This is a genomic window from Helicobacter sp. 12S02232-10, from assembly GCF_002272895.1.
In the GTDB taxonomy this organism is placed as follows: Bacteria; Campylobacterota; Campylobacteria; order Campylobacterales; family Helicobacteraceae; genus Helicobacter_J.
In genome coordinates, this window is sequence record NZ_MLAQ01000004.1 from 94,782 (window position 1) to 117,114 (window position 22,333).

Consider the following 22,333-nt stretch of genomic DNA (forward strand, 5'->3'; position numbering starts at 1 on the left):
TACATTAAAGACTTTTAGTTAGAATTGTAGCCTTTTTATATTTAAACTCTATTAAGGATAAAAATGGATTTTTTAAGTCTGGCGCAGAAATACAAAACGCCTTTATATGTGTATGACTTAGATCGCATTAAAGAACAATTTTTGAATTTTAAAAATGCTTTTTTTGGAAGAAAGGTTTTGATTTGCTATGCTTTGAAAGCAAATTCAAATTTGAGTGTCATTCATACGCTTTCTTGTCTTGAAAGCGGGGCAGATTGTGTTTCTATCGGAGAAGTGAGACGTGCGATTTTGGTAGGAGTGAAAAAATATAGGATTATTTTTAGTGGTGTGGGTAAAAGCGATGAGGAAATCAAGGAAGCCTTAGAGACAGATATTTTATTTTTAAATGTAGAGTCCCAACAAGAGCTTGAACGGATAGAATTTATCGCCAAAGAATTAGATAAAAAGGCTAGAATTTCAGTTCGCCTCAATCCAAATATCGATCCAAAGACACATCCCTACATTTCTACAGGGCTTGATGAAAATAAATTTGGCGTTGATAAGGAAACGGCTTTAAAACTTTATCTTTATGCTAAGAATTCGCCTTTTTTAGAACCTGTCGGCATTCATTTTCACATCGGATCTCAACTTACGGATTTAGCGCCTATAACTGCAAGTGTGGAAAAGGTAGCAGATTTTGCCCGATCCCTACTTGCTCTTAAAATTGATTTAAAATTTTTTGATGTGGGCGGGGGACTTGGTATTGCTTATGCTAATGAAAAAACAATTGAGCTTTATGATTATGCTCAAACAATTTTAAGAGCGCTCAAAGGATTGGATTTTACTATTATTTGCGAACCCGGAAGATATATCGTGGGGGAGAGCGGTTATTTGGTCACAAAAGTTTTATATGAAAAACATACCAAGACAAAACGTTTTGTGATTGTAGATGGAGCAATGAATGATTTGATGCGTCCAACCCTTTATCAGGCTGTTCATAAAGTTAGAGTTTGTTTTAAAAATAAACCCCAAAAAGATTCAGAAAGCTTGTGTGATATTGTCGGACCGATTTGTGAGAGCGGGGATTATCTTGCCAAGAATGTGATGCTTCCTTCTTTGGCTTCAGGGGATTTGATTGTATTTGAAAATGCAGGTGCTTATGGCTATAGTATGTCAAGTAACTATAATACAAGAAAAAGAGTAGCAGAAGTCGGTATTGAAAGAGGTGAGGATAGGGTGTTGAAACATCGGGAGAATTTTGAAGATATGGTTAGTGATGAGCTTAAAATCCTTCAAGGAGCACAAAATGGATTTAAGTGAAAAAAGAATCAGGATTGATGCGATTGATGATGCAATCTTTGATCTTTTAAATGAGCGTTTAGCCATTGTATCTGAGATTGGGAGAGAAAAGCTTAAAGTAGGTGCGAGTATTTACAGACCCGAAAGAGAGAGGGAGATCATTGAGCGTTTGTCACATAGAGAATCTAGATATCTTAATGATAAGACTATTGAAGCGATTTACCAAGAAATTTTTGCTATTTCTAGAAATTTAGAATTGCCTGAAAAAGTTGCTTATTTAGGACCTTTAGGAAGCTATACCCATCAGGCTGCCGAAGAGAGATTTGGGGCGATGAGCGAATATTTGGCGATGACAAATATTTATTCGGTTTTTAAGGCTGTGGAACTTAAGCGGGCTAAATATGGGGTTGTGCCTTTGGAAAACAATACTAATGGGATGGTGGGGGATACGATTGATTTGCTTGCCAATTCTGAACTCAAAATTATCGCTGAGATTGTTTTGCCTATTCATCATAGTTTTGCAAGCAATTGCGAACATTTAGATGAGGTTAAACGTATTTATTCCAAAGATATTGCTTTTGGACAATGCAATGAATTTATTGAATCCCATCAGCTTCAAGAGATTGATAGAATTCCCGTAGATTCGACTGCAAAAGCAGCCCAACTTGCTAAAGAGGATAAAAATTCTGCTGCGATTTGCTCAAAAATTGCCGGAAAATTGTATCATTTACCCATTATGTTTGACAATATTGAAGATTCTAATAAAAATAAAACGCGTTTTGTTATCATCAGTGATTTTATCAATCGTCCTAGCGGAAAAGATAAGACTTCAGTTTTTGCTAATCTTAAAGGATTTCAAAAGTCTGGTACTTTGCTTGATTTACTCAAAGATTTTAGTCAAAGAGGTATTAATCTGACTAAGATTGATTCTCGTCCGATCAAAACAAAATCTGATTTCAGTTTCGGATTTTATATTGATTTTGAAGGCCATAGGGATGATCCCCATATTAAAGATCTTTTTGATACCCGCAAAGATGAGTTAAAGTGGTTGGGTAGTTATGTTAAAACGGATGAATAAGGAAAAAAATGATTGAGTATAAAAAAATCTCTTTAGAAGATAAGCCTTTGTTTGATTCTTATTTAAACAAAGACTTTTTTTATGTCTCAGATATCAGCTTTGGCAATCTTTATATTTGGCATACCGCAAGAGAAATTAGTTATGCGATTGTAGAGGGTTTTTTAGTGATACGCACACAATATCTGCAAAAATCGCCGTTTTATTTTTATCCTATCGGGAGTGGAAATAGGGCTTTGTGTATTCAGGCATTAATCCAAGATAGCACTCTTAGAGGAGAAAGACTTGAGTTTCATTCTTTAGAATCCAAATCTGTTCAAAGCCTTCAGGAATATTTTCCTCAGAAATTTTCTATTTTCCCTAATCGTGATCGTAGCGATTATGTTTATAATATTAAAGAACTTATTGAGCTTTCAGGCAGAAAATACCATAAGAAAAAAAATCATTTAAACCAGTTTTTGCAGACCTACCCTAATTTTACTTATACAAGTATTGACATATCCAATAAGCTTAGAGTTCTTCAAGCGTGGGAAAAATGGTTTTTGCAGATTCAAGATGAGGCAAGCGAAGGGTTGAAAAATGAAAATATTGGGATTGTCAATGCACTTAAAAACTATGAATTTTTGGGCTTAAAAGGTGGGTTTGTAAGTATAGGAGATGAGATCATTGCTTTCAGTTTTGGTGAGATTATCAATCAAGAAATGGTAGTGGTGCATATTGAAAAAGCTGATTCCAAACACCATGGAGCTTATCAGATCATTAATCAACAGCTTCTTTTAAACGAATTTAGCACCTATGTCTATGCCAATCGTGAAGAAGATTTAGGGATAGAGGGATTACGAAGAGCTAAAATGAGCTATAATCCGGTATTTTTAGTTGAGAAATTTGAAGCTGTTTTTGAAGGATGATTTTTGGAGATAAGCTTTATTATCAAAGCCTGAAAAAACTTGTCGCATTTGATAGAAAAGGGCTTATACAAGCTTTTGACTATATTGATTCTCATCGCCACAGAGGTTATTTTGTAGGCTATGTGAAATATGAGGCGAAAGATATTTTTTTAGGTAAAGATATTGTTTTGAAAGAACCTCTTTTGTATTTTGAACATTTCGCCAAAAGTCGCCCTTTTCCCCTCAAAAAAAATATTTGGAATGCTTTTTATCCCCATTTGAAGCCACAAATAGATTTTTATGTCTATAAAGATAAGATTGTTTCAATCAAGGAGGCGATTGCAAAAGGGGATACTTATCAGACTAATTTTACTTATCCGATAGATATATTTACTCATTGTGATGAAGAGAGTGTTTTTTATTCGATCTTAAATAATCAGGATACTCCCTATAAAGCATTTATTACCAATGAATTTGAAAGTATTTTGAGTTTTTCGCCCGAACTTTTTTTTGAAATTACTTCCAAAGGTGCAAATCATTCTATCATTGCTAGACCGATGAAAGGTACGATTCAAAGAGGAGCAGATCAAGAGGAGGATTTAAAAAATAAAGCGTTTCTTAAAAATGATATAAAAAATCAAAGTGAAAATGTAATGATCGTCGATCTTTTGCGCAATGATTTGAGTAAAATTGCCTTAAAAGGGAGCGTCGAAGTAAGCAAGCTTTTTGAGATACAAACCCATCCCACACTTCATCAGATGATTTCAGAAATCACAGCAGAAATTCCTAAAGATATTTCACTTTACAACATTTTCAATTCTCTTTTTCCTTGTGGTTCCATTACCGGTGCTCCTAAAATCAAAACAATGGAAATCATCAGCAAGCTTGAAACTAAAGATCGAGGTATTTATTGCGGAGCTATTGGGGTTATTGATAAAGTCGGAATGCGCTTCAGCGTTCCTATCCGCACTCTTTATAAAAAATGCAAACATAAGACTTATACACTAAATGTGGGTGGAGGAATTGTCTGGGATAGTAAGACTAGCGAGGAATGGGATGAGACCAAACTGAAATCACTTTTTATTTACCCAAAGATTGATTTTTGTTTAGTTGAAACAATGCGTGTGCAAGATTTGAAAATCATCGATTTTTCTTTGCATTTGAAGCGTTTGAGGCGTGCAGCCGATTATTTCGGTTTTAAATTTGACGATTCTTTGCAGGCTTTAAAACCCCAAAAAGATGGAATTCTTAGGATTTTATCAGATAAAAATGGGCATACATCTAAGATTTATTCAGAATGGTTGCTCCCTGCAAGCAATAAAATTATTCTCAGTAATGAATTTTTAGATAATCGGAACGATTTCTTATATTATAAAACCACTTATCGCCCTTGGTATGAGAAAAGTATGCAAAAAATCACAGAAGGAATGATTTTTGATGAGGTTTTTTACAATCAGAATGGAGAACTCACAGAGGGGGCTAGGAGTAATTTGGTGCTTGAAATTGATGGTAATCTTTTTACGCCTCCGATAGAGTGTGGTTTGCTTGGGGGTATATATCGGGAAAAATTACTTGCTCAGCATATGTGTGTAGAAAAAATATTGCGTTTGTCAGATTTGAAGCAAGCAGATAAAATCTATTGTATCAATTCGGTGCGAGGTATGACTTTAGTGGAAGTGCAGAAATGAAAATTGCTATGATTGATAATTACGATTCTTTTACTTATAATCTTGTCCATTATATTGAAGCGCTTGATCAAAAAATAGATGTTTTTAAAAATGATGGTATTGCTTTAAAAGATTTGGATTCTTATAGCCATATTTTGATTTCGCCCGGTTTTGGAAATCCTCAAGATGCTAAGATTAATATGGATTTGATCAAGCATTATGCAGCGAGTAAGAAAATTTTGGGAGTTTGTCTAGGACATCAATGTATCGCGGAGGCTTATGGGGGAAAGATTTCAAGGCTTTTTGCACCTGTTCATGGAAAAGCTTCCATAATCAATTTACTTCCTTGCGCACTTTTTGAGGGATTGGGATCAAGTTTGATGGTGGGCAGATATCATTCTTTATATGTCTCTTCGCTTGGAGAAGAACTGATTGCTTTAGCTTATGATAACGATGGAGTCATTATGGCTCTTAAACATAAGCTTTATGATGTTTATGGCGTACAGTTTCACCCCGAATCAGTCTTGTCTGATGGGGGTAAAAAAATATTAGAGAATTTCTTGAAGCTTTGAGAAAATCTTACTATTCGATAATTTTAGGAACGATAAAATATCCCTCTCTTGCTTCTGGAGCATTTTTAAGTACTTTTTGAGCAATGGAGGGATCATTGTGTTTTGTATCTTCTCGCAAAGGGGTTATCTTTTGAGTGCTTTCTTTATCAAAATCTTCAAGATTGAGTTCAGAAATGTTTTCTACAAAGCCTAAAATCTCATCCAAGTCTTTTTTGATTGCTTCTTTTTTATCTGGAGCAATCTCAATCATCCCTAGTTTTTCAAGTTTTTCCAATAGACGCTCATCGACATTCATTCTTGCCCTTGATTTTAAAAGTTTAAAGATGTTATTGTATCAAAATTTGGAGCAACATCAATGATGGGTGTGTATGAAAATTTTGAAGTTTGGACGCTTGTTGGAGTTTGCATAGCATTTTTTATTGCCGGTTTTGTTGATAGCATTGCAGGTGGGGGTGGTTTGATTTCTATGCCTTCTTTGTTATTGGCAGGTATTCCGCCCCAATATGCCTTAGGAACTAATAAATTTGTCGTGATATTTGGAACAGCCGTTGCGTTGGGAAATTTTGTACGCCATAAAAAGTTGATTTATAAAATCACTCTTTTGAGTGTTGGATTTTCACTGATAGGGGCTTATGCGGGTACAAAACTGATTCTTTTGTTTGATGAGCGTGATGTTGCTTCTGTCATTTTATTTTTATTGCCTGTGAGTGCTTTGGTTATTTTTATTCCCAAAGGTGTTTCAAAAATGCGACAGGAGAGTTTTAGTTCTATGGATACTTTTGTTTATGCTCCTTTGATTAGTTTTATTATTGGAGCTTATGATGGATTTTTTGGTCCAGGAACTGGGACATTTTTGATCTTGAGCTTTTATCTCTTTTTGCATATGAATATGTTGAGTGCTTCAGCGACTGCCAAAGCTCTTAATCTTGCTTCAGGATTAGGTTCATTTTTTGCCTTCGCTCTCTCTGGCCATATTTTTTATGCTCTTGGCATTCCTTTGATTGTTGCAAATATTTTTGGTGCCTATCTTGGGAGTCGATTTGCCCTTAAGGGCGGAGAAAAAATTGTCAAACTTTTTGTGATTTTATCTTTTTTAGTGATGTTTGTTTCTTTGGTATTGAAGTATTTTTTTCTTTGAGGCAGGGGCTTATTGAAAAGTTTTGGGTAGAATGTAGGAATATTTTGAGTGATTGGAGCAGAGATGAAAGAATGGAGTCCAAGGTCGTGGAGAGATTTTTCCATAAAGCAACACCCTGTTTATCCCAATATTCAAGAACTTAACGCGGTTGAAACTGAACTTAGGAGCTACCCCCCACTTGTTTTTGCCGGAGAGGCCAGAAATCTTCAAGAAAGGCTAAAAGAGGCTTCTGTAGGCAAAGCTTTTTTGCTTCAAGGCGGGGATTGTGCCGAATCATTTTCGCAATTTAATGCCATCAATATCCGAGATATGTTTAAAGTCATCATTCAAATGGGTGCAATTTTGACTTTTGCAGGCAGTTGTCCGATCGTTAAAGTCGGAAGATTGGCAGGTCAGTTTGCTAAACCGCGATCTTGTGATACTGAAACGATTGATGGGGTTGAGCTTCCAAGCTATCGTGGGGATATGATCAATGGAATGGAATTTGATGCTGCCAGTAGAACACCCGATCCTCAGAGGTTATTGCGTGCTTATCATCAAAGCGCTGCGACACTTAATTTAATCCGTGCTTTTGCACAAGGTGGTTTGGCAGATCTGAATGAAGTGCATCGATGGAATTTAAGCTTTGTCAAAAACAATGATTTTGGGAAAAAATACGAAGAATTAGCAGATCGCATTACCCAGACTTTAGGATTTATGAAAGCGTGTGGTATCAATACGCAAAATACCCCGATTTTAAAAGAAACCGAATTTTATACAAGTCACGAAGCATTGGTACTTAATTATGAAGAACAGCTTGTGCGCCAAGACAGCTTAAGTGGGCAATGGTATGATTGTTCTGCGCATATGCTTTGGGTAGGTGAGCGTACAAGGGGACTTAATGAGGCTCATTTGGAATTTTTGCGAGGGGTTAGAAATCCAGTAGGGGTAAAGATTGGTCCCAAAGCCACTAAAGAAGATATTTTAGGAATATGTGAAATTCTCAACCCGCATAACGAGTCGGGACGTTTAAATCTGATTGTGCGTATGGGGGCAGATGTGATCAGAGAAAAATTACCCAAGCTTTTAAGACAAATTAAATCTGAGGGCAGAGAAATTCTTTGGAGTTGTGATCCGATGCATGGAAATACGATAAAGGCAAGCTCGGGATATAAAACTAGAATGTTTGATAGTGTTTTAAGTGAGGTAAAAAGCTTTTTTGAAATTCATCAGGCTGAGGGTAGTTATGCAGGAGGTGTGCATTTGGAGATGACAGGTCAGGATGTTACTGAATGCGTAGGTGGCTCTCAAGCGATCACTGAAGCAGGGCTTTGCTGTAATTATAATACCCAATGCGATCCTAGATTGAATGCTACCCAAGCCATTGAATTAGCATTTTTGATCGCAGATATTCTCAAAGCTAGAAATTCTAATTTATGAGGCTTTATTTAAAGATATCGGTAATTTGGTATAATAGAACACCAAAGTAATTGTAAGTTTTTGGTGTTTCAAATCTCTTGGATTAAAAGGATAAAAGATGATGAAATTTTCAATTGGTATTGGTTTATTGCTGATGGTATTTTTTAATGGATGTGCTATAAATAAGCAAAAAGCTCAGCTTGATGAGTCTGATTACACTCCTTCAGAAGAAACGATTTGGAATCCTGAACAAAAATAATTAATCTCCAATAAAGTAGTTTTTTCTATTTTATCGGGGTTAATTGGAAAAATGTTACTTTTTTCCAAAAACTCTCAATTTTATCTTTTTTAGATTTCTTTCAACGTTCCAAATCCAATTTTATAGTTTATTATTAGGCAGGAAAAAATTTTTCTAAGGAAAATAAATGAGTAAAATTTTTCAGGTCGGATTTTGGGCTTTAGTCGCTATTGTTGGAGCGTTTTGTTTTGGTGTTTTGGCACTCAATAAAGGGGAGAATATCAATACGATATGGCTTGTGCTTGCTAGTGTCTGCATCTATGTCATTGGCTATCGTTTTTACAGCAAGTTTATTGCTTATAAAGTGCTTGGGCTTGATGATAATCGTGCTACCCCCGCGATAGTTAATAATGATGGCAAGGACTATGTCCCTACGAATAAAATCGTTCTTTTTGGCCATCATTTTGCTGCTATTGCAGGAGCAGGACCGCTTGTCGGACCGATTTTGGCTGCACAGATGGGCTATCTCCCAAGTATGATATGGATTTTAGTCGGGGGCGTGTTAGCAGGAGCTGTTCACGACTTTGTTGTTTTGTTTGTTTCGGTTAGACGCAATGGAAAATCTTTGGGTGAAATGATAAAAGGAGAGATGGGGCGATTTACAGGAGCATTTGCAATGCTAGGGATTTTTGGCATTATGCTCATCATCATTGCGATTTTAGCAATGGTAGTGGTTAAAGCGTTAGCAGAAAGTCCTTGGGGACTTTTTACAATAGCAATGACAATCCCCATAGCCATTTTGATGGGGGTTTATATGCGTTATATTCGTCCAGGAAAAGTTGGAGAAGCTTCGATTGTCGGTTTTATTTTATTGATGATTGCCCTTTATTGTGGCAGTTATATTGCTGCTAATCCACAAATGGCAAGCTTATTTACTTTTGATGCACCGACTTTGGCAATGATGATGATCGCTTATGGTTTTATTGCTGCAATTTTGCCCGTATGGTTTTTGCTTGCTCCAAGGGATTATTTGAGTACTTTTTTGAAAATTGGGGTTATTTTATGTATGGCAGTCGCGATTGTCTTTGTAGCCCCACCATTGCAAATGCCCAAACTGACTCAATATCTTGATGGAAGCGGTCCTGTATTTGCTGGCAGTATTTTTCCGTTCTTGTTTATTACAATTGCTTGTGGGGCTATCAGCGGGTTTCACGCTTTAATCGCTTCAGGCACGACCCCCAAAATGCTTGAGAGAGAGTCTGATGCTAGAGTGGTTGGTTATGGTTCAATGATTATGGAATCTGTGGTTGCAATGATGGCTTTGATAGCTGCTTGTATTTTACATCCAGGTTTGTATTTTGTGATCAATTCTCCTGCGCTTACTATCGGAGCAGATATTGTTTCAGCAGCTCATACCGTAACAAGTTGGGGTTTTCAGATTACACCACAAGAAATTGCTTCATTGACTCAAAATATTGGCGAACAGACTATTTTGAGTAGAACCGGAGGAGCGCCAACATTTGCCATCGGCTTGGCTTTGATTATGCATCAAATTATTGGAGGTTCGGAAATGATGGCTTTTTGGTATCATTTTGCTATTTTGTTTGAAGCGCTTTTTATTTTGACTGCCGTGGATGCTGGCACAAGAACCTGTCGTTTTATGGTGCAAGATATTTTGGGGAATGTGTATAAGCCTTTGGGTAATACACATTCTTATTTTGCCGGTATTGTTGCCACTGCGATTTGTGTAGCAGGATGGGGATACTTTTTGTATCAGGGGGCTATTGATCCAAAAGGAGGGATTTATTCACTTTGGCCTCTTTTTGGGGTTAGTAATCAAATGCTTGCGGGGATGGCGCTTTTACTTGTTACTGCAATTTTGTTCAAGATGGGTAAAGGCAAATATGCGTGGGTGAATGCGTTGCCTGCTGCATTTGTACTTGTGGCAACGCTTTATGCAGGCATTCAAAAGGTGATGCCTGCAAGTGGAGATAAGGTGAGTGATAGCGTGAGCCACATTGCGACAGCTCAAAACCTGAAGGCTAAGTTAGTGAATTTGAGCGATCCACTTGAGATAGCAACCACAAAAAGTGCGATTACCAATAATATTGTCAATGCTCTTTTATGTATTTTCTTTATGTTTGTAACAATTCTTGTGATTATTTCTTGTCTTAGAATTTGCTGGTATTGTTGGAAATATGGAAATCAAGGAGTGTATCCTCCATTGAAAGAATCCCCTTATATAAAGGCTGTTTAAGTGAAATGGTTTGCAAGGATTTTAAATCTTTATCGACGTTCAGATAGATTTTTGTATCTTTTGGTCGGGCTTCCAAGCTATGATAAGTATTTGGAGCATATGCAAAAAAATCATCCCGATAAGATTCCTAAAACTCGAGAAGAATTTTTTAATGAGGCTCAAGAAGCTCGCTATAATAGCGGGGACACAAGAAAATGCTGATAGGAATAAAGGGCGTTGGAAACGCCATACAAGAGTTAAAATAAAACCTGAAAATTTAAATCATCATTTTCTGATACCACATTTGGTAAGCACTGCAGGATTGGCTGATTTTATTATTGCCCATAATATCAGAGGCTAAATGATGGTTTATCACTAGTGGATTTATTGAGCAAAAGATTGAAATAATCCCCAATTAGGACTTATTTGAAAAAAAGATAATATCCGGAGAATAATCAGCACGCTTAACCCTGCAAGTAGGCCTGCTAACGCATCATCGCCCACAACTCCCAATCCTCCTTTTATTTCCCGATCAATTTTTCCGATAATTGAGGGTTTCCAAATATCATAGAGGCGAAAAAATAAGAATGCCATAATAATCCCGCTTAAAGAAAATCCGACCATTCCCATTGCTAGCCATAGACCTACAAGCTCATCGATGACAATGCTTTTATCATCGTGAATCCCACCATTTTTTTCATAAATATCAATTTGTTTGATGGCTATAATTCCAATAAATATAGCAAATAAAAAAATTGTTTCTGAAGAAAAATATAAAATAGGGAGTCCGATTATAAGCGCTACTAAGCTTCCCATTGTACCTGGAGCAACAGAAGATTTACCGCTGTAAAAAAGGGTCAAAAATAATTCTCTCATTTGATAGTGCCTTATCTTTGGAATGAATTTTGATACAACTGCATCAGCTGGATATAAAATTCTTCTTCGTTCTTGTTATTTAAAATTCCATCTGAAGGGACAAGATCATAATAAAGTTTTTTGAGATTGGAAAAGCGATTGGGATAAAAACAAGAAAGAATCATTGCTGAAATCTCCTCTCTAACTAAAATAGAAGGGGGCAATATCCCAAGTCCAAGTAATTCTAAAATCGACTCGGCATTATAGTTGGTATGGTAATGGTGTCCGTGGGGGCAAGTCGATTTGCTTACAATCGTTTTGCAAAGAGAACAATAAACGTATTCATTAATGATTTCTGTTTCGATATTCACACCCTCAAGCCGATCAAATACTGAATGCCTGACATTACCCGTATAATAAATGGAGAGATTAGGCGTATTTTGCCCGACAATTAATTTGGTACAACCATAATTTTTGGCAACAATGGCATGAAGGATCATTTTGTTTTGCCCTGCAAAAAGATAGGTGTCATCAAGGGGAATGATGCAGATTTTGTCCTTGATGAGAAAGTTATTGGCGATATATTGCATACATTTTTTTCTTAAACGATAATCCATAAGGTCTTTTTTATAAGGCTTTAAAAGGAAGATAACAAGCAGATCACAATCATCTAATTCTTCGCGCAACATTCTTTCGTGAGCTCTGTGAAAAGGCTTGGCACTCATCATTACCCCTGTAATTTTTTTGGCACTTAAAAGATTGATTTTTTGTTCAAGAGTTTTTTTGGCTATTTTGATGTCTTCAAAAATCACATTATATTTTCCACTAATAGCATATTCTCCAAGCCTTTGGAGAGTCATATCAGCCTCTTGAGTAGAAAGATCACCTCCTCCCATTATTTTTTCAAGCCTTTGGAGTTTGTCAATTTTATAGATTTCTTCTGCTGTGATTTCCCCCACTATTTTTTTTTCGCTTATAATTTCAAGCGTTTCGCCTTTTTTTATTCTAGATAAAACCTCGTGGTTTCTTTTACCGCTAGGGCTTAAAAGAAATGGACAAGGAAAACTTTGATTTTTATAAAGCCCAGTTTTATTGACTTCTTCCATTTCTTTTTGGTTCATCAGCGTAATTACGGGATAAAGAAGACCTTCTTGGACAAGTGAGAGTGCTGAAAGGGCTTCTTTGTCAATATAGATTTTATTTTTTTCTTGCAATGCCATATTTTTTTCTTTTCTCCCATAAACTTTTTCGACTCATCCCAAGTTTTTTTGCCAACTCAATATCAGGATAGCGTCCTTCAAATTTTGTTATGATTGCTTTTTCGTAGTCTTTTATTGAAAGGATTTCTGCACCGATTTCGTGGTTATTGGGTATGTTGGATATATCCATAACTTGAGGAAAGGCAATTTTATCAGTGGTTACAATTGAAATAATCATTGAATACTTCAAGGCAATTTCAAGAAATTCTTTTCTTTCTTGTTTTTTAAGCTCTTCAAGATTTGTGATATAGATAATCATTGATTTGGGTGGGTTACTTCTAAGAAAAATTTTATATCTATCATCTTTGAGAGTAAAAAACTCAAAATACACATTTTTTTCCCTCGCATATTTCATTGCATAAATATCGGCACTGCGTTGAGAGTTGCTTTTGATGACGAAGGGAGGGTTATATTGAAAAGGTGTGGGTGTGTTGAGTTCTTTTTCTATAAAATTAAAATAAGAATTATAAAAATTTATTTTCGTGACAATGTCTTTGTAATTTTGATAGTGTTCGATTTTTCTAATCAATTCATCAATCATAAATGGCTTGAGAATATAATCTTTTGCACCTGCTTTGATGGGTTTGCTAACAGTATCATCGCTTACATATGAAATCATCATAATAATGATGGATTTAGCATTGTTGCGGATAAATTTTTCATAATGATCCCCGCAAATGCCTGAAGAGATGAGGATAACGTCATAGGCATTTTTGAGATTATGATCTATGATTGAAGTAATATGGCATTCGTGCCCTACATCAGCAAGTTTTGAGGCGATGCTTTGGGCTAGGTAGGTCTCATTTTCGATGATTAGAATGTCCATATTTTTTCCTTCCAGTTAATAAATTTCATATTCACACTTGCACTTACTCCAATCCCCTCTTTTCTGCCAATAAATCCAAGTTTTTCAGTTGTTGTGGCTTTGATATTGATACGGGATTTGTCGGTGTAGAGAATTTCTGCAACACTTTGGCGTATTTTTGATTTGTAAGGGCTTATTTTAGGGATTTGAGCGTAAATAGTAATATCAGCATTGATGATTTCAAACCCTATACTGATGGCAAAGTCATAAATTTGTTTAAGCAAGAGCTTAGAATCAGCATTTTTGTGCGTTTCGTCTGTATCAGGAAACCAATCTCCGATATCTCCCCCTCCAATTGCTCCAAGTATGGCATCTGTGAGCGCGTGAAGCAAAACATCACCATCGCTATGAGCTTTAAAGCCAAAATCCGATTCTATCTCTATCCCTCCAAGGATCATTTTTTTATTCATTTCAAATGCATGAACATCAAATCCGCTGCCACAAAAAATTTCTTTAGAGGGATTGGGCAATTCTTTTAGTGCATTCAAGTCGTTTTCATAAGTAAGTTTAGCAAGCTTGGAACTGCCTTTGATATAAGCGATTTTTCCTCCATTTGTCCAAATGGCTGAACTTTCATCGGTGAAATTGCCTTTTGTGAGTGCATCTTTGAGTTTTTGAGTACGGCAAAGTTGTGGGGTTTGGATCAATTTCAGAGAGTTTCTTTCGATGTAGCGCCCTTCATAAGTTGCTGTATCAGGAACTTCTAAATAGGGCACGACGCAGTCGGTATCTTCATTCAAGGCATTTAGAAGATTTTTAAAAACATTTTCATCTAGATTCCATCTGGCTGCATCGCTAATAAGTACAAGCGGGGTTTGAATATATTCTAAGGCATTTTGAACAGACTCTTGACGCGTTTTCCCTCCGCACACGAATTTGTAATCATAAATTTTTTTCGCATAGGCAAAATCTTCTTTAGATATTGCAAGAATGATTTGTTTGAAATCATAAAGCTTTGCAAGGTCATTTGCTACTTTTTCCCACAAAGGAGTATGCCCTAGACGCAACCATTGCTTTTTGATTCTGTGATTAGGAGACATTTGGGAGCAAAAGCGACTTGAAGTTCCCGCTGCCATTATGATTAGGGATATGTTCAGATTGTTTTCCATTATATTGGGTTTAACTCCTATGTATCTAAACTTGTTACTAAATTATACACTATTTCAGTATTTTTAAAAGCTTATATTTTGTTTGTTTTGAAATTTTTGTTACAAGGTTTTGTGTATAATTAAAAAATATTAAAAATATATTATAATGAAAGTGAGCAGATATGAGAAAAGAATGGGTAGAACAACGTAAGAGTGATAAGATCAAGACACAATTGCATTATGCTAAAAAAGGGATCATTACTCCGGAGATGGAATACATTGCCAATAAAGAAAACCTGAGTGCAGAAAGCATTTGTAAAGAAGTGCAAAAAGGTAGGCTCATCATTCCAGCTAATATCAATCATATGAATTTGGAGCCAATGGGTATCGGAGTGGCACTAAGAACCAAAATCAATTCAAATATTGGAAGTTCTTCTATTATCAATTCGATTGATGAAGAGGTTGAAAAATTAAAAGTCTCAATTAAATATGGCGCAGATACGGTAATGGATCTTTCTACTGGAGGCAATTTAGATAAGATTCGAGAAGCCATCATTCAAGCTTCAAGCGTGCCAATCGGAACCGTTCCTATGTATCAGATTCTTCATGATGTTAAAAATGATGTAATGAAGCTTGATATTGAAGTGATGCTTGAAGTATTGAGAAAGCAAGCTGAGCAAGGGGTGAGTTATTTTACGATTCATTGCGGGTTTTTGTTAGAGCATATGCCTTATGTGAGTAGGAGAAAAATGGGTATTGTCAGTCGAGGTGGGAGTTTGATGGCAAGCTGGATGATGCACTATCACAAGCAAAATCCTTTCTATGAGGCTTATGATGAGATTTTAAAAATTTGTCAAGAATACGATGTAAGCTTAAGTTTGGGGGATTCTTTGCGTCCAGGTTGTTTGGCTGATGCAAGTGATGCAGCTCAATTTGCAGAATTGAAAGTATTGGGTGAGCTTGCAAAAAGGGCTTATGATGCTGATGTGCAAGTGATGATTGAAGGTCCTGGACACGTACCCTTAAATCAAATTGAGCGCAATGTTAAATTGCAGAAAGAATATTGCAATGAAGCTCCTTTTTATGTGCTAGGACCTTTGGTGACAGATATTGCAGCAGGATATGATCATATTGCAAGTGCTATTGGGGCGTGCGTAGCAGCTTGGAAAGGGGTAGCAATGTTATGTTATGTGACCCCAAAAGAACATTTAGGGTTGCCTAATGCCAAAGATGTCAGAGAAGGCATTTTGGCCTATAAGATAGCAGCACACGCAGCCGATATTGCAAGGGGCAGGATAGGGGCAAGAGATAGGGATGATGCGATGAGTGATGCGAGGTATGGTTTTGATTGGAATAAGCAATTTGAGCTTGCTTTAGATCCTGAGCGAGCAAGAGAGTATCACGATGAAGGGCTTCCTCAAGAAGTTTTTAAAGAAGCTGAATTTTGCTCAATGTGCGGACCAAAATTTTGCAGCTATAAAATTAGTCAAGATATTTTTAAAGAATATTCGCAAGATCCCATCCAAGAGATACAAGCTTAAACATTAAAAATTGTAATTGATATAGGTTTGAATAAAGCTTCTGTCTTGAGAGAGAGTATTTTTAAGTGTAACAACTTGTGGGGGCAATCCTAGAGTATAGCCTTTAAAGGTCGTATTGTTGTAGTAAGTGAGGATAAATCCAGCGTTTGTATTGTGAAAAAACAAATAATTCACACTAAGGCTTAAAGCTTGTTCATTTGCCCTAGGAGCGTGTGTGATGCGACCTAAAAATCCGTAGCTGAATTTTCCAAATGAGTTGTTTAGGAATAAAAATCCACTTAAAGAATCTCGCCTAAACATATTATTCCAAGTGGAGCTATCATAAATGCTATTGTTCCAGTTGTCATAACCTGTAGGATCGCCAATACTTCCTAAGAATTCATTTGGATTGCCAAAATTCTTATATACTAGAAATCCAAAATTGTATGCATTGATATAAAATGTTTGTTTAAACATCAAGCTAATGCCACCTTTACCAATATGGGGGAGAGATGAATTTGAACCGATTTGAAAATAACTATCAGGCAATCCTGTCGTTCCGATTGCGTAATTATTAAATCCTGTGGTTTTTCTCATCCCAGGTTTGAAATGCGTCATAAATAATCCCAATAATTCTGTTTTGGAACGGAATCCTTGTGAATTGAAATCAGGCTTTGTATCGTATTTGAAGCGAAAACCTGGTGCAATAAATCGTGAATCTTGGGCATAGATATAGGCGTTTAGATTGATATTTTTATGCCTTATATTTACGCCTCCAGCATAAATATAAAATCCTTTACCATTATCAAAAGGGAGATTTGGATTGATGTATTTAAAATCTTTAAACCAAGAACCTCCTACAAAAGCTCTTTTATTGATTGCAAAAAACCAAAGCGCAGTATCGGGAATAATTCTGCTTGAAATTCCCACTCCTTGTACGTAAGAAGTCAGCCAATCTGTTCCTAAATCTCCTCCGAGTTTAAAGCGTCCCAGTTTAAGATCTATCCGATTTAAATATTTATAGCCGATATTGGCTTCTGTTAAGGAATAATATTTTGCTGTACGCGAACTCGCAACACCTGTAGCGTTTGAACCTGTCCAGAAGCCAAATAGGTTATAAATAACCCCATTGGGATTTAGAAAATCTCCCTCCGTTGTTTTGACAAACTTGGTTCCATCAAACGCGACGCCTCCGACATATCCTCCAATCCCTGCGTTAAACCCATAGTCAAGATCAAGATCAAATCGCATTCCTGCATCTAAAAAAGAATAGGATTCAGTAGGAAATTTTCCTTTTTGCAAGTCGATTTTGCTATGATTGAATCCTAGCTTTGAAAAACTTAAAGCCGAGCCATAAAATTTATAGCTAAAGGCGTGCGAACAGGAAATGAATAAAATGAATAATATAATAAATTTCATTATATCAATGATTCTAAGGCTTAATGAGGGGTACTCAATAAGCCTTAATTCCTGCCATTAATAAAAATATCATCACCACCAATCACACTACCGATGATTCTGATATCTTTGAGTCTTTCTTTTTTATCTTCAGTAGCTTCTTCTTCAAGGATGGTGAAATCAGCCCATTTGCCCATTTCAATACTGCCCCTTACGTCTTCTTGGTGGGCTAACCAAGCGTGATTGTACGTGATTGCACGCATTGCTTCAGCCACACTGATGCATTGATCTTCTCCATAGACTTTGCCTGAAAGTGATTTTCGATTTGTTGCACACCAAGCTGTAAAGAGTGGTGAAACTTCTGTGACGACATCATCAGAATGCATACCAATTTTGAGTCCGTATCTTAGGGCTGATCTGCATGCGTCCATATGGCGCACGCCGTGTTCGCCAACGGTGTATTTTGCGTGTGCATCGCCCCAATAATACAGGTGATTCGTAAAAAGATTAGGAGTAATGTGAAGTTTTGCCATACGCCAAAATTGATTTTCTGTAGCCAATTGGCAATGTTCCATAGAATGTCTGAAGCCGATGCTTGGACTTTCTTTTCTGACTCTTTCAATCGCATTGATGACTGCCTCAGTCGCTCCGTTACCATTGGTATGGACAGAAACACTCATTCCGTGTTCTTCAGCTATTTTGATAAGCTTGACCAAATGATCTTCATCGACTGTTAATAGCCCGTTTTCTTTTCCTGGTTTGATGTAGCAACAATTGGGTAATAAATTTGCCGTAAAACCTTGAATTGAACCGTCTATGAGGATTTTAAAATTTCCGACGCTAAGTCGTGGGTCTTTCTCGTTTTGAATTTCCTTGATGGCATCCCAGCCTTTTTTTCCCTTGTAGTCCCATACATCAACGGTATTGAACCATACTTCCATATTGACACGTGTATGGATCTTTTTTTGATCTCTTGCACTTACCCAAGCCCTAGAGGCAATATCTTTGGGAGTGAGGGGAAAATTAGTTCCCTTATCGGTTACAGATGTACATCCTTTAATGCGAGCAATTTTTGTAGAAACCTCACTTGCCTTAATCATTCCTTCCAAAGAATAATCAAGTCGGGAAGCCCCTGCTTCAAAGGCGTAACGCATCATCTCAGGCTCTTCAATCGTCCCATCAATTCTGCCATCTTCATAGCGGGGTAAAAAAGGACTTGGCGGGAGTTTGTCATAACCGGCAAGTTTGAGACCTGCTGAATTCAAATTCATAATATGAGCTGAAGCGTGATAAATACAAAGCGGGTAGTCTTTGCACACTTCATCAAGTACGTCTCTAGTCACATCTGCATCTTGAAGCATTAATGGGTCAAAACCCCAACAATTCAGCCATTCATTCCCACCTTTTTTCAGTCTTTCTTCATTTTGGACAACCAATTCTTTGATACGAGCTTTGAGCTTTTCTATACTTTGAATACCCGGAAGTATTCCGCCTTCAGCAGTTGTTCTGTCCGTGAATCCGATATAGTTGCCCCCTGTCATAAAACTACCCATAATTTGAGGGTGCATATGGTGTTCGGCAAATCCTGGATAAATGTAATAATTTTCAAATTGCATATCCGTTTCAAATTGAATTTCTCTGACTTTGAGTCCCCTAAGTACGCTTTCTTTGCTACCTACGCCTACAATATATCCATCTTGAATTGCGATCGCTTCAGCCTCAGGTCTATTTTCATCCATTGTAATAACCTTTTTGGCACAAAATACTTTTACTGGCTTATTTAAGTCGATTAAGCCATAATCAATATCATTAAATCTCATTTTTTCTCCTTTGTATTAAGATTTATTTTTTGAGTCGGATTTTTGCGTCCAACCGTTTTTTTGAATCCCAAAAAACCCTGGAATATGTAATGCCACTAGGATAAAGAGTGCCCATAATGCTAGCCTTCCTGATTTTAAAGTGGTGTCATTGTATATTTGGATAATTTTGTTTGTTGATGAGTCATTTAGGTTTTGAATGCCTGAATTTTGCAATTTTTGTATTATTTCTGACGTTCTGACTAAATTGATAATTTTCATATTTTCAATGGAAGTTTTGATATTTTCAGGCATATTACTTTGCGCAATATTGGCTTTAAAAATACTTGTGAGAGAGAATAAAAACACGGTTCCCACGATCGCCACACCTCCTGCTTGCCAAATATTTCTTACAGAAGCTTGAATCCCTCCACTTTGGCTTGCATCTCTAGGGTTTAATACTGCAGAGACAATCATTGCGCTTTGGGAAGAAAATCCTCCCACGCCTACACCGATAAAAGCAAGTCCGAGATAAAGTCCCAAACTCTCATACCCGCCAATCTTTAATGAATAAATTAAAATCAAACACCCTACCAAAGTAGAAACTCCAGAGAAAAGACAAACATTTCTAGGGGAAAGATAAGCGAATTTTTTAGGCAAAAGCAAAGAAAGCACAATCATCGGTATAGCTGTACAAACAACTGCTATGGCAGAGAGCATACTGCTTTCTTGCGCAACTATCATAATCCAAGCAGGAATGAAGAAAAATACCGCTCCAAACATCATAAATATCAAGCCAGTTACATACAATCCATTCCTGACTTGCCTCGTTCGGATAAAAGATTGTGGGATAAGAGCAGCTCCTGTAGATTTTTCGGTATGGTTTTCAAATACCAATGTCAATGCGACAATAATCATACCTAGAATAATTAAGGGTAGTGCAGGGGAGATTCCCAAAAATAAAAAGGGTGGCTCTAGCGGGGAGATAAGTCCCCACACAGAGATTTTTGAACACCCTAATATGAAGCATACAAGCCCAATGAATGCAAAAAACGTGCCGGCATAATCAACTCTCATCGGACTTTTTTGTATGGATGGAATAGCCATTAAGCCTAAAATAAACACCACCAAAAACCAGCATCCTAAAATCAAAAAAGCGACTTTATAACCAAAATGGTCCATAATCAAGCCTGCTCCAAGCGGCATAATGATTGCAGCCACTCCTGTGGCAGCACCCACTGCACCAAAGGCTACAACTCTTGCAGGTCCATTAAAAAGACTGACAATGATACCTAAAACGCTTGGAATCATAAAAGCTGCTCCAAGACCGGTTAAAAGCCTAGCACCCCAATTGAGGATATTGATATTAGGGGCAACCACTGCAACTATTTCGCCTAAAAATGCCAAAAATACCCCCATTAAAAAAACTTTTTTAAATCCTTTGGCGATACCAAGCATACCGCCAAACACCATCAAAGATCCGGCTAAAAGACTATAAATAACATTAGCGAGTTGGACTTTATCCATTGTTGCGTGAAGCTTTGAGACAAATTGTCCAGTTGCTAAAGAAACCACTGAATTATCTCCTGAAGCTCCTATTTGCGCTAGACACACAATAATCAAAGGCAGATAAAGAAAATCTTTTTGATTGTTTGACATATTTTTATCCTTAAAATAAAATTTGAAAATTTATTTAAATACATTCTATGACTTATTGTTAATATTTTAGTAACTAATATATTTTTAATTAAATATATATCAGTTATGAATAATTTATTTTAATAAATATAAATTATTTAATAAAATAAATTATGTTGATTTTGGTATTTTGGAGATTAGAAATGGGGCATTCAAAAGCATTTTGCATCAATCGTCTAGAGAGTTTATTTATGATTAAGGTTTTATTGATTATAAGGGTTTCATAATTTTATAAAAGGAAGAAAATGATTACGCAAGATAATGTGTTAGAAATATTAAAAACAGTGATATATCCTAATTTTGAAAAAGATATTGTGAGTTTTGGTTTTGTCAAAAATATTACGCTTCATCAAGAGAAGCTTGGCATTTTGCTTGACATTCCATCAAGTGCTCCAGAAGTTTCTAAACAGCTTGAAGAAGAAATAAGGGCAAAAGTCCTTAGTCTTGGAGTTAAAGAATTTCATATTGATATCAAAACCCCACCCAAACCCCAGTCAAAAACCCCTAGTATTAAAAATCTTGCACCCCAAATCAAACACTTTATAATGATAAGTTCAGGCAAAGGGGGTGTGGGTAAGAGCACTACAAGTGCAAATATTGCCATTGCCTTAGCCCAGCAAGGTAAAAAAGTCGGATTGTTGGATGCAGATGTCTATGGCCCAAATATTCCCAGAATGCTTGGTCTTAACACGGCCAAACCAAATGTCGATTCCAGTGGCAAACGACTCATCCCTTTGAAAGCTTTTGGTGTTGAGATGATGAGTATGGGCGTTTTGTATGAAGAGGGACAAAGCTTGATTTGGCGTGGACCAATGCTAATGCGTGCAATTGAGCAAATGCTAACTGATGTGGTGTGGAGTGCTTTGGATATTTTGGTGATTGATATGCCTCCAGGAACTGGCGATGCTCAATTGAGTATGGCTCAAAGCGTTCCGGTTAGTGCAGGGATTACAGTTACCACGCCCCAGCAGGTAAGTTTAGATGATAGCTCCCGAAGTTTGGATATGTTTGTTAAGCTTCATATTCCTATTGCAGGAGTGATTGAAAATATGAGCGGGTTTATTTGTCCTAATTGTGGGAGCGAATATGATATATTTGGAAAGGGAACAAGCAAAATTCTTGCAGACAAATATCAAACAAAAATTCTTGCAGAAATTCCTTTAGAGCCAAAGGTAAGAGAAGGTGGTGATACTGGGAAGCCTATCGTGTTTTTTGATCCTGAGTCATTCAGTGCTAAAGCTTATGTCAGAGCTTCGCTTTCTTTGATTGAATTTTTAAAAAGGGTTGAAGAAGAAAAACTTGCAGACAATAAAAATATCCAGCCTACTCAAGATAATTCCCATTTGCATAGTTAATTTAAAAGAT

General features: G+C 36.6%; 20 protein-coding genes. 12 read left to right on the top strand and 8 right to left on the bottom strand.

Going from position 1 to position 22,333, the window contains the following annotated elements; translation table 11 throughout:
- Positions 1-63 precede the first annotated feature (63 nt).
- From lysA to BKH41_RS04570, 5 genes are read left to right on the top strand one after another with little or no spacing between them, the layout of a single operon-like run.
- On the top strand, positions 64-1,299 hold the full coding sequence (gene lysA, locus BKH41_RS04550; protein ID WP_095297429.1) for a diaminopimelate decarboxylase: 1,236 nt from the start codon (positions 64-66) through the stop codon (positions 1,297-1,299).
- Positions 1,286-2,356, top strand: a complete 1,071-nt coding sequence (gene pheA / locus BKH41_RS04555; RefSeq protein ID WP_095297431.1) for a prephenate dehydratase — start codon at positions 1,286-1,288, stop codon at positions 2,354-2,356. Before lysA ends, pheA begins: the two co-directional genes overlap by 14 nt.
- Before the next feature lie 8 nt (positions 2,357-2,364).
- On the top strand, positions 2,365-3,261 hold the full coding sequence (locus BKH41_RS04560) for a phosphatidylglycerol lysyltransferase domain-containing protein (protein ID WP_095297433.1): 897 nt from the start codon (positions 2,365-2,367) through the stop codon (positions 3,259-3,261).
- On the top strand, positions 3,258-4,928 hold the full coding sequence (locus BKH41_RS04565) for a chorismate-binding protein (RefSeq protein ID WP_095297435.1): 1,671 nt from the start codon (positions 3,258-3,260) through the stop codon (positions 4,926-4,928). The genes BKH41_RS04560 and BKH41_RS04565 overlap by 4 nt, the downstream gene beginning before the upstream one ends.
- On the top strand, positions 4,925-5,479 hold the full coding sequence (locus tag BKH41_RS04570; RefSeq protein WP_095297437.1) for an aminodeoxychorismate/anthranilate synthase component II: 555 nt from the start codon (positions 4,925-4,927) through the stop codon (positions 5,477-5,479). Before BKH41_RS04565 ends, BKH41_RS04570 begins: the two co-directional genes overlap by 4 nt.
- Positions 5,480-5,489: 10 nt before the next feature.
- Here the strand turns inward: BKH41_RS04570 and gatC are convergent, their stop codons facing one another.
- Entirely contained in the window at positions 5,490-5,774 is a 285-nt protein-coding gene (gene gatC / locus BKH41_RS04575; RefSeq protein ID WP_095297439.1) for an Asp-tRNA(Asn)/Glu-tRNA(Gln) amidotransferase subunit GatC, read from the bottom strand.
- 60 nt (positions 5,775-5,834) lie between these two features.
- Between gatC and BKH41_RS04580 the strand changes: the two genes are divergently transcribed.
- The 5 genes from BKH41_RS04580 to kcuS all read left to right on the top strand — a co-directional run bounded on the left by BKH41_RS04580 (position 5,835) and on the right by kcuS (position 10,711).
- Entirely contained in the window at positions 5,835-6,617 is a 783-nt protein-coding gene (locus BKH41_RS04580; protein ID WP_219350016.1) for a TSUP family transporter, read from the top strand.
- Between the two features lie 63 nt (positions 6,618-6,680).
- On the top strand, positions 6,681-8,036 hold the full coding sequence (locus tag BKH41_RS04585) for a 3-deoxy-7-phosphoheptulonate synthase class II (RefSeq protein ID WP_095297580.1): 1,356 nt from the start codon (positions 6,681-6,683) through the stop codon (positions 8,034-8,036).
- Positions 8,037-8,133: 97 nt separating this feature from the next.
- The gene (locus BKH41_RS09785) at positions 8,134-8,274 is read left to right on the top strand and encodes a hypothetical protein (protein WP_095297441.1); all 141 of its coding nucleotides are present in this window, start codon (positions 8,134-8,136) and stop codon (positions 8,272-8,274) included.
- Between the two features lie 166 nt (positions 8,275-8,440).
- Positions 8,441-10,510: a carbon starvation CstA family protein gene (locus BKH41_RS04595; protein ID WP_095297443.1), complete on the top strand. Its 2,070-nt coding sequence runs from the start codon at positions 8,441-8,443 to the stop codon at positions 10,508-10,510.
- On the top strand, positions 10,511-10,711 hold the full coding sequence (gene kcuS, locus BKH41_RS04600; protein ID WP_095297445.1) for a KCU-star family selenoprotein: 201 nt from the start codon (positions 10,511-10,513) through the stop codon (positions 10,709-10,711). It begins immediately after the preceding gene.
- A gap of 162 nt (positions 10,712-10,873) precedes the next feature.
- Here the strand turns inward: kcuS and BKH41_RS04605 are convergent, their stop codons facing one another.
- From BKH41_RS04605 to BKH41_RS04620, 4 genes are read right to left on the bottom strand one after another with little or no spacing between them, the layout of a single operon-like run.
- Positions 10,874-11,365: a phosphatidylglycerophosphatase A gene (locus BKH41_RS04605; RefSeq protein WP_095297448.1), complete on the bottom strand. Its 492-nt coding sequence runs from the start codon at positions 11,363-11,365 to the stop codon at positions 10,874-10,876.
- An 11-nt stretch (positions 11,366-11,376) separates the two neighbouring features.
- Positions 11,377-12,564, bottom strand: coding sequence for a sulfate adenylyltransferase (locus tag BKH41_RS04610; RefSeq protein ID WP_095297449.1), 1,188 nt, complete (start codon positions 12,562-12,564; stop codon positions 11,377-11,379).
- Positions 12,542-13,429, bottom strand: a complete 888-nt coding sequence (locus BKH41_RS04615; protein WP_095297451.1) for a response regulator — start codon at positions 13,427-13,429, stop codon at positions 12,542-12,544. Before BKH41_RS04615 ends, BKH41_RS04610 begins: the two co-directional genes overlap by 23 nt.
- Positions 13,417-14,577: a bifunctional 2-C-methyl-D-erythritol 4-phosphate cytidylyltransferase/2-C-methyl-D-erythritol 2,4-cyclodiphosphate synthase gene (locus BKH41_RS04620; RefSeq protein WP_095297452.1), complete on the bottom strand. Its 1,161-nt coding sequence runs from the start codon at positions 14,575-14,577 to the stop codon at positions 13,417-13,419. Before BKH41_RS04620 ends, BKH41_RS04615 begins: the two co-directional genes overlap by 13 nt.
- 161 nt (positions 14,578-14,738) lie before the next feature.
- Here BKH41_RS04620 and thiC point away from each other — a divergent pair, with 161 nt between their 5' ends.
- Entirely contained in the window at positions 14,739-16,097 is a 1,359-nt protein-coding gene (thiC, locus tag BKH41_RS04625; protein ID WP_095297454.1) for a phosphomethylpyrimidine synthase ThiC, read from the top strand.
- 3 nt (positions 16,098-16,100) lie between these two features.
- Here thiC and BKH41_RS04630 read toward each other — a convergent pair whose 3' ends face one another.
- The 3 genes from BKH41_RS04630 to BKH41_RS04640 are packed head-to-tail and all read right to left on the bottom strand — an operon-like array spanning position 16,101 to position 20,929.
- Positions 16,101-17,495, bottom strand: a complete 1,395-nt coding sequence (locus tag BKH41_RS04630; protein ID WP_095297455.1) for an outer membrane family protein — start codon at positions 17,493-17,495, stop codon at positions 16,101-16,103.
- 44 nt (positions 17,496-17,539) lie between these two features.
- Positions 17,540-19,294 carry an amidohydrolase gene (locus BKH41_RS04635; protein WP_095297457.1) on the bottom strand — a complete coding sequence of 585 codons (1,755 nt, stop codon included), beginning with the start codon at positions 19,292-19,294 and terminating at the stop codon, positions 17,540-17,542.
- Between the two features lie 15 nt (positions 19,295-19,309).
- The gene (locus tag BKH41_RS04640; protein ID WP_095297458.1) at positions 19,310-20,929 is read right to left on the bottom strand and encodes an MFS transporter; all 1,620 of its coding nucleotides are present in this window, start codon (positions 20,927-20,929) and stop codon (positions 19,310-19,312) included.
- A 284-nt stretch (positions 20,930-21,213) separates the two neighbouring features.
- Between BKH41_RS04640 and BKH41_RS04645 the strand changes: the two genes are divergently transcribed.
- Positions 21,214-22,323 carry an Mrp/NBP35 family ATP-binding protein gene (locus BKH41_RS04645; protein WP_095297461.1) on the top strand — a complete coding sequence of 370 codons (1,110 nt, stop codon included), beginning with the start codon at positions 21,214-21,216 and terminating at the stop codon, positions 22,321-22,323.
- The last annotated feature ends 10 nt before the right edge of the window (positions 22,324-22,333 follow it).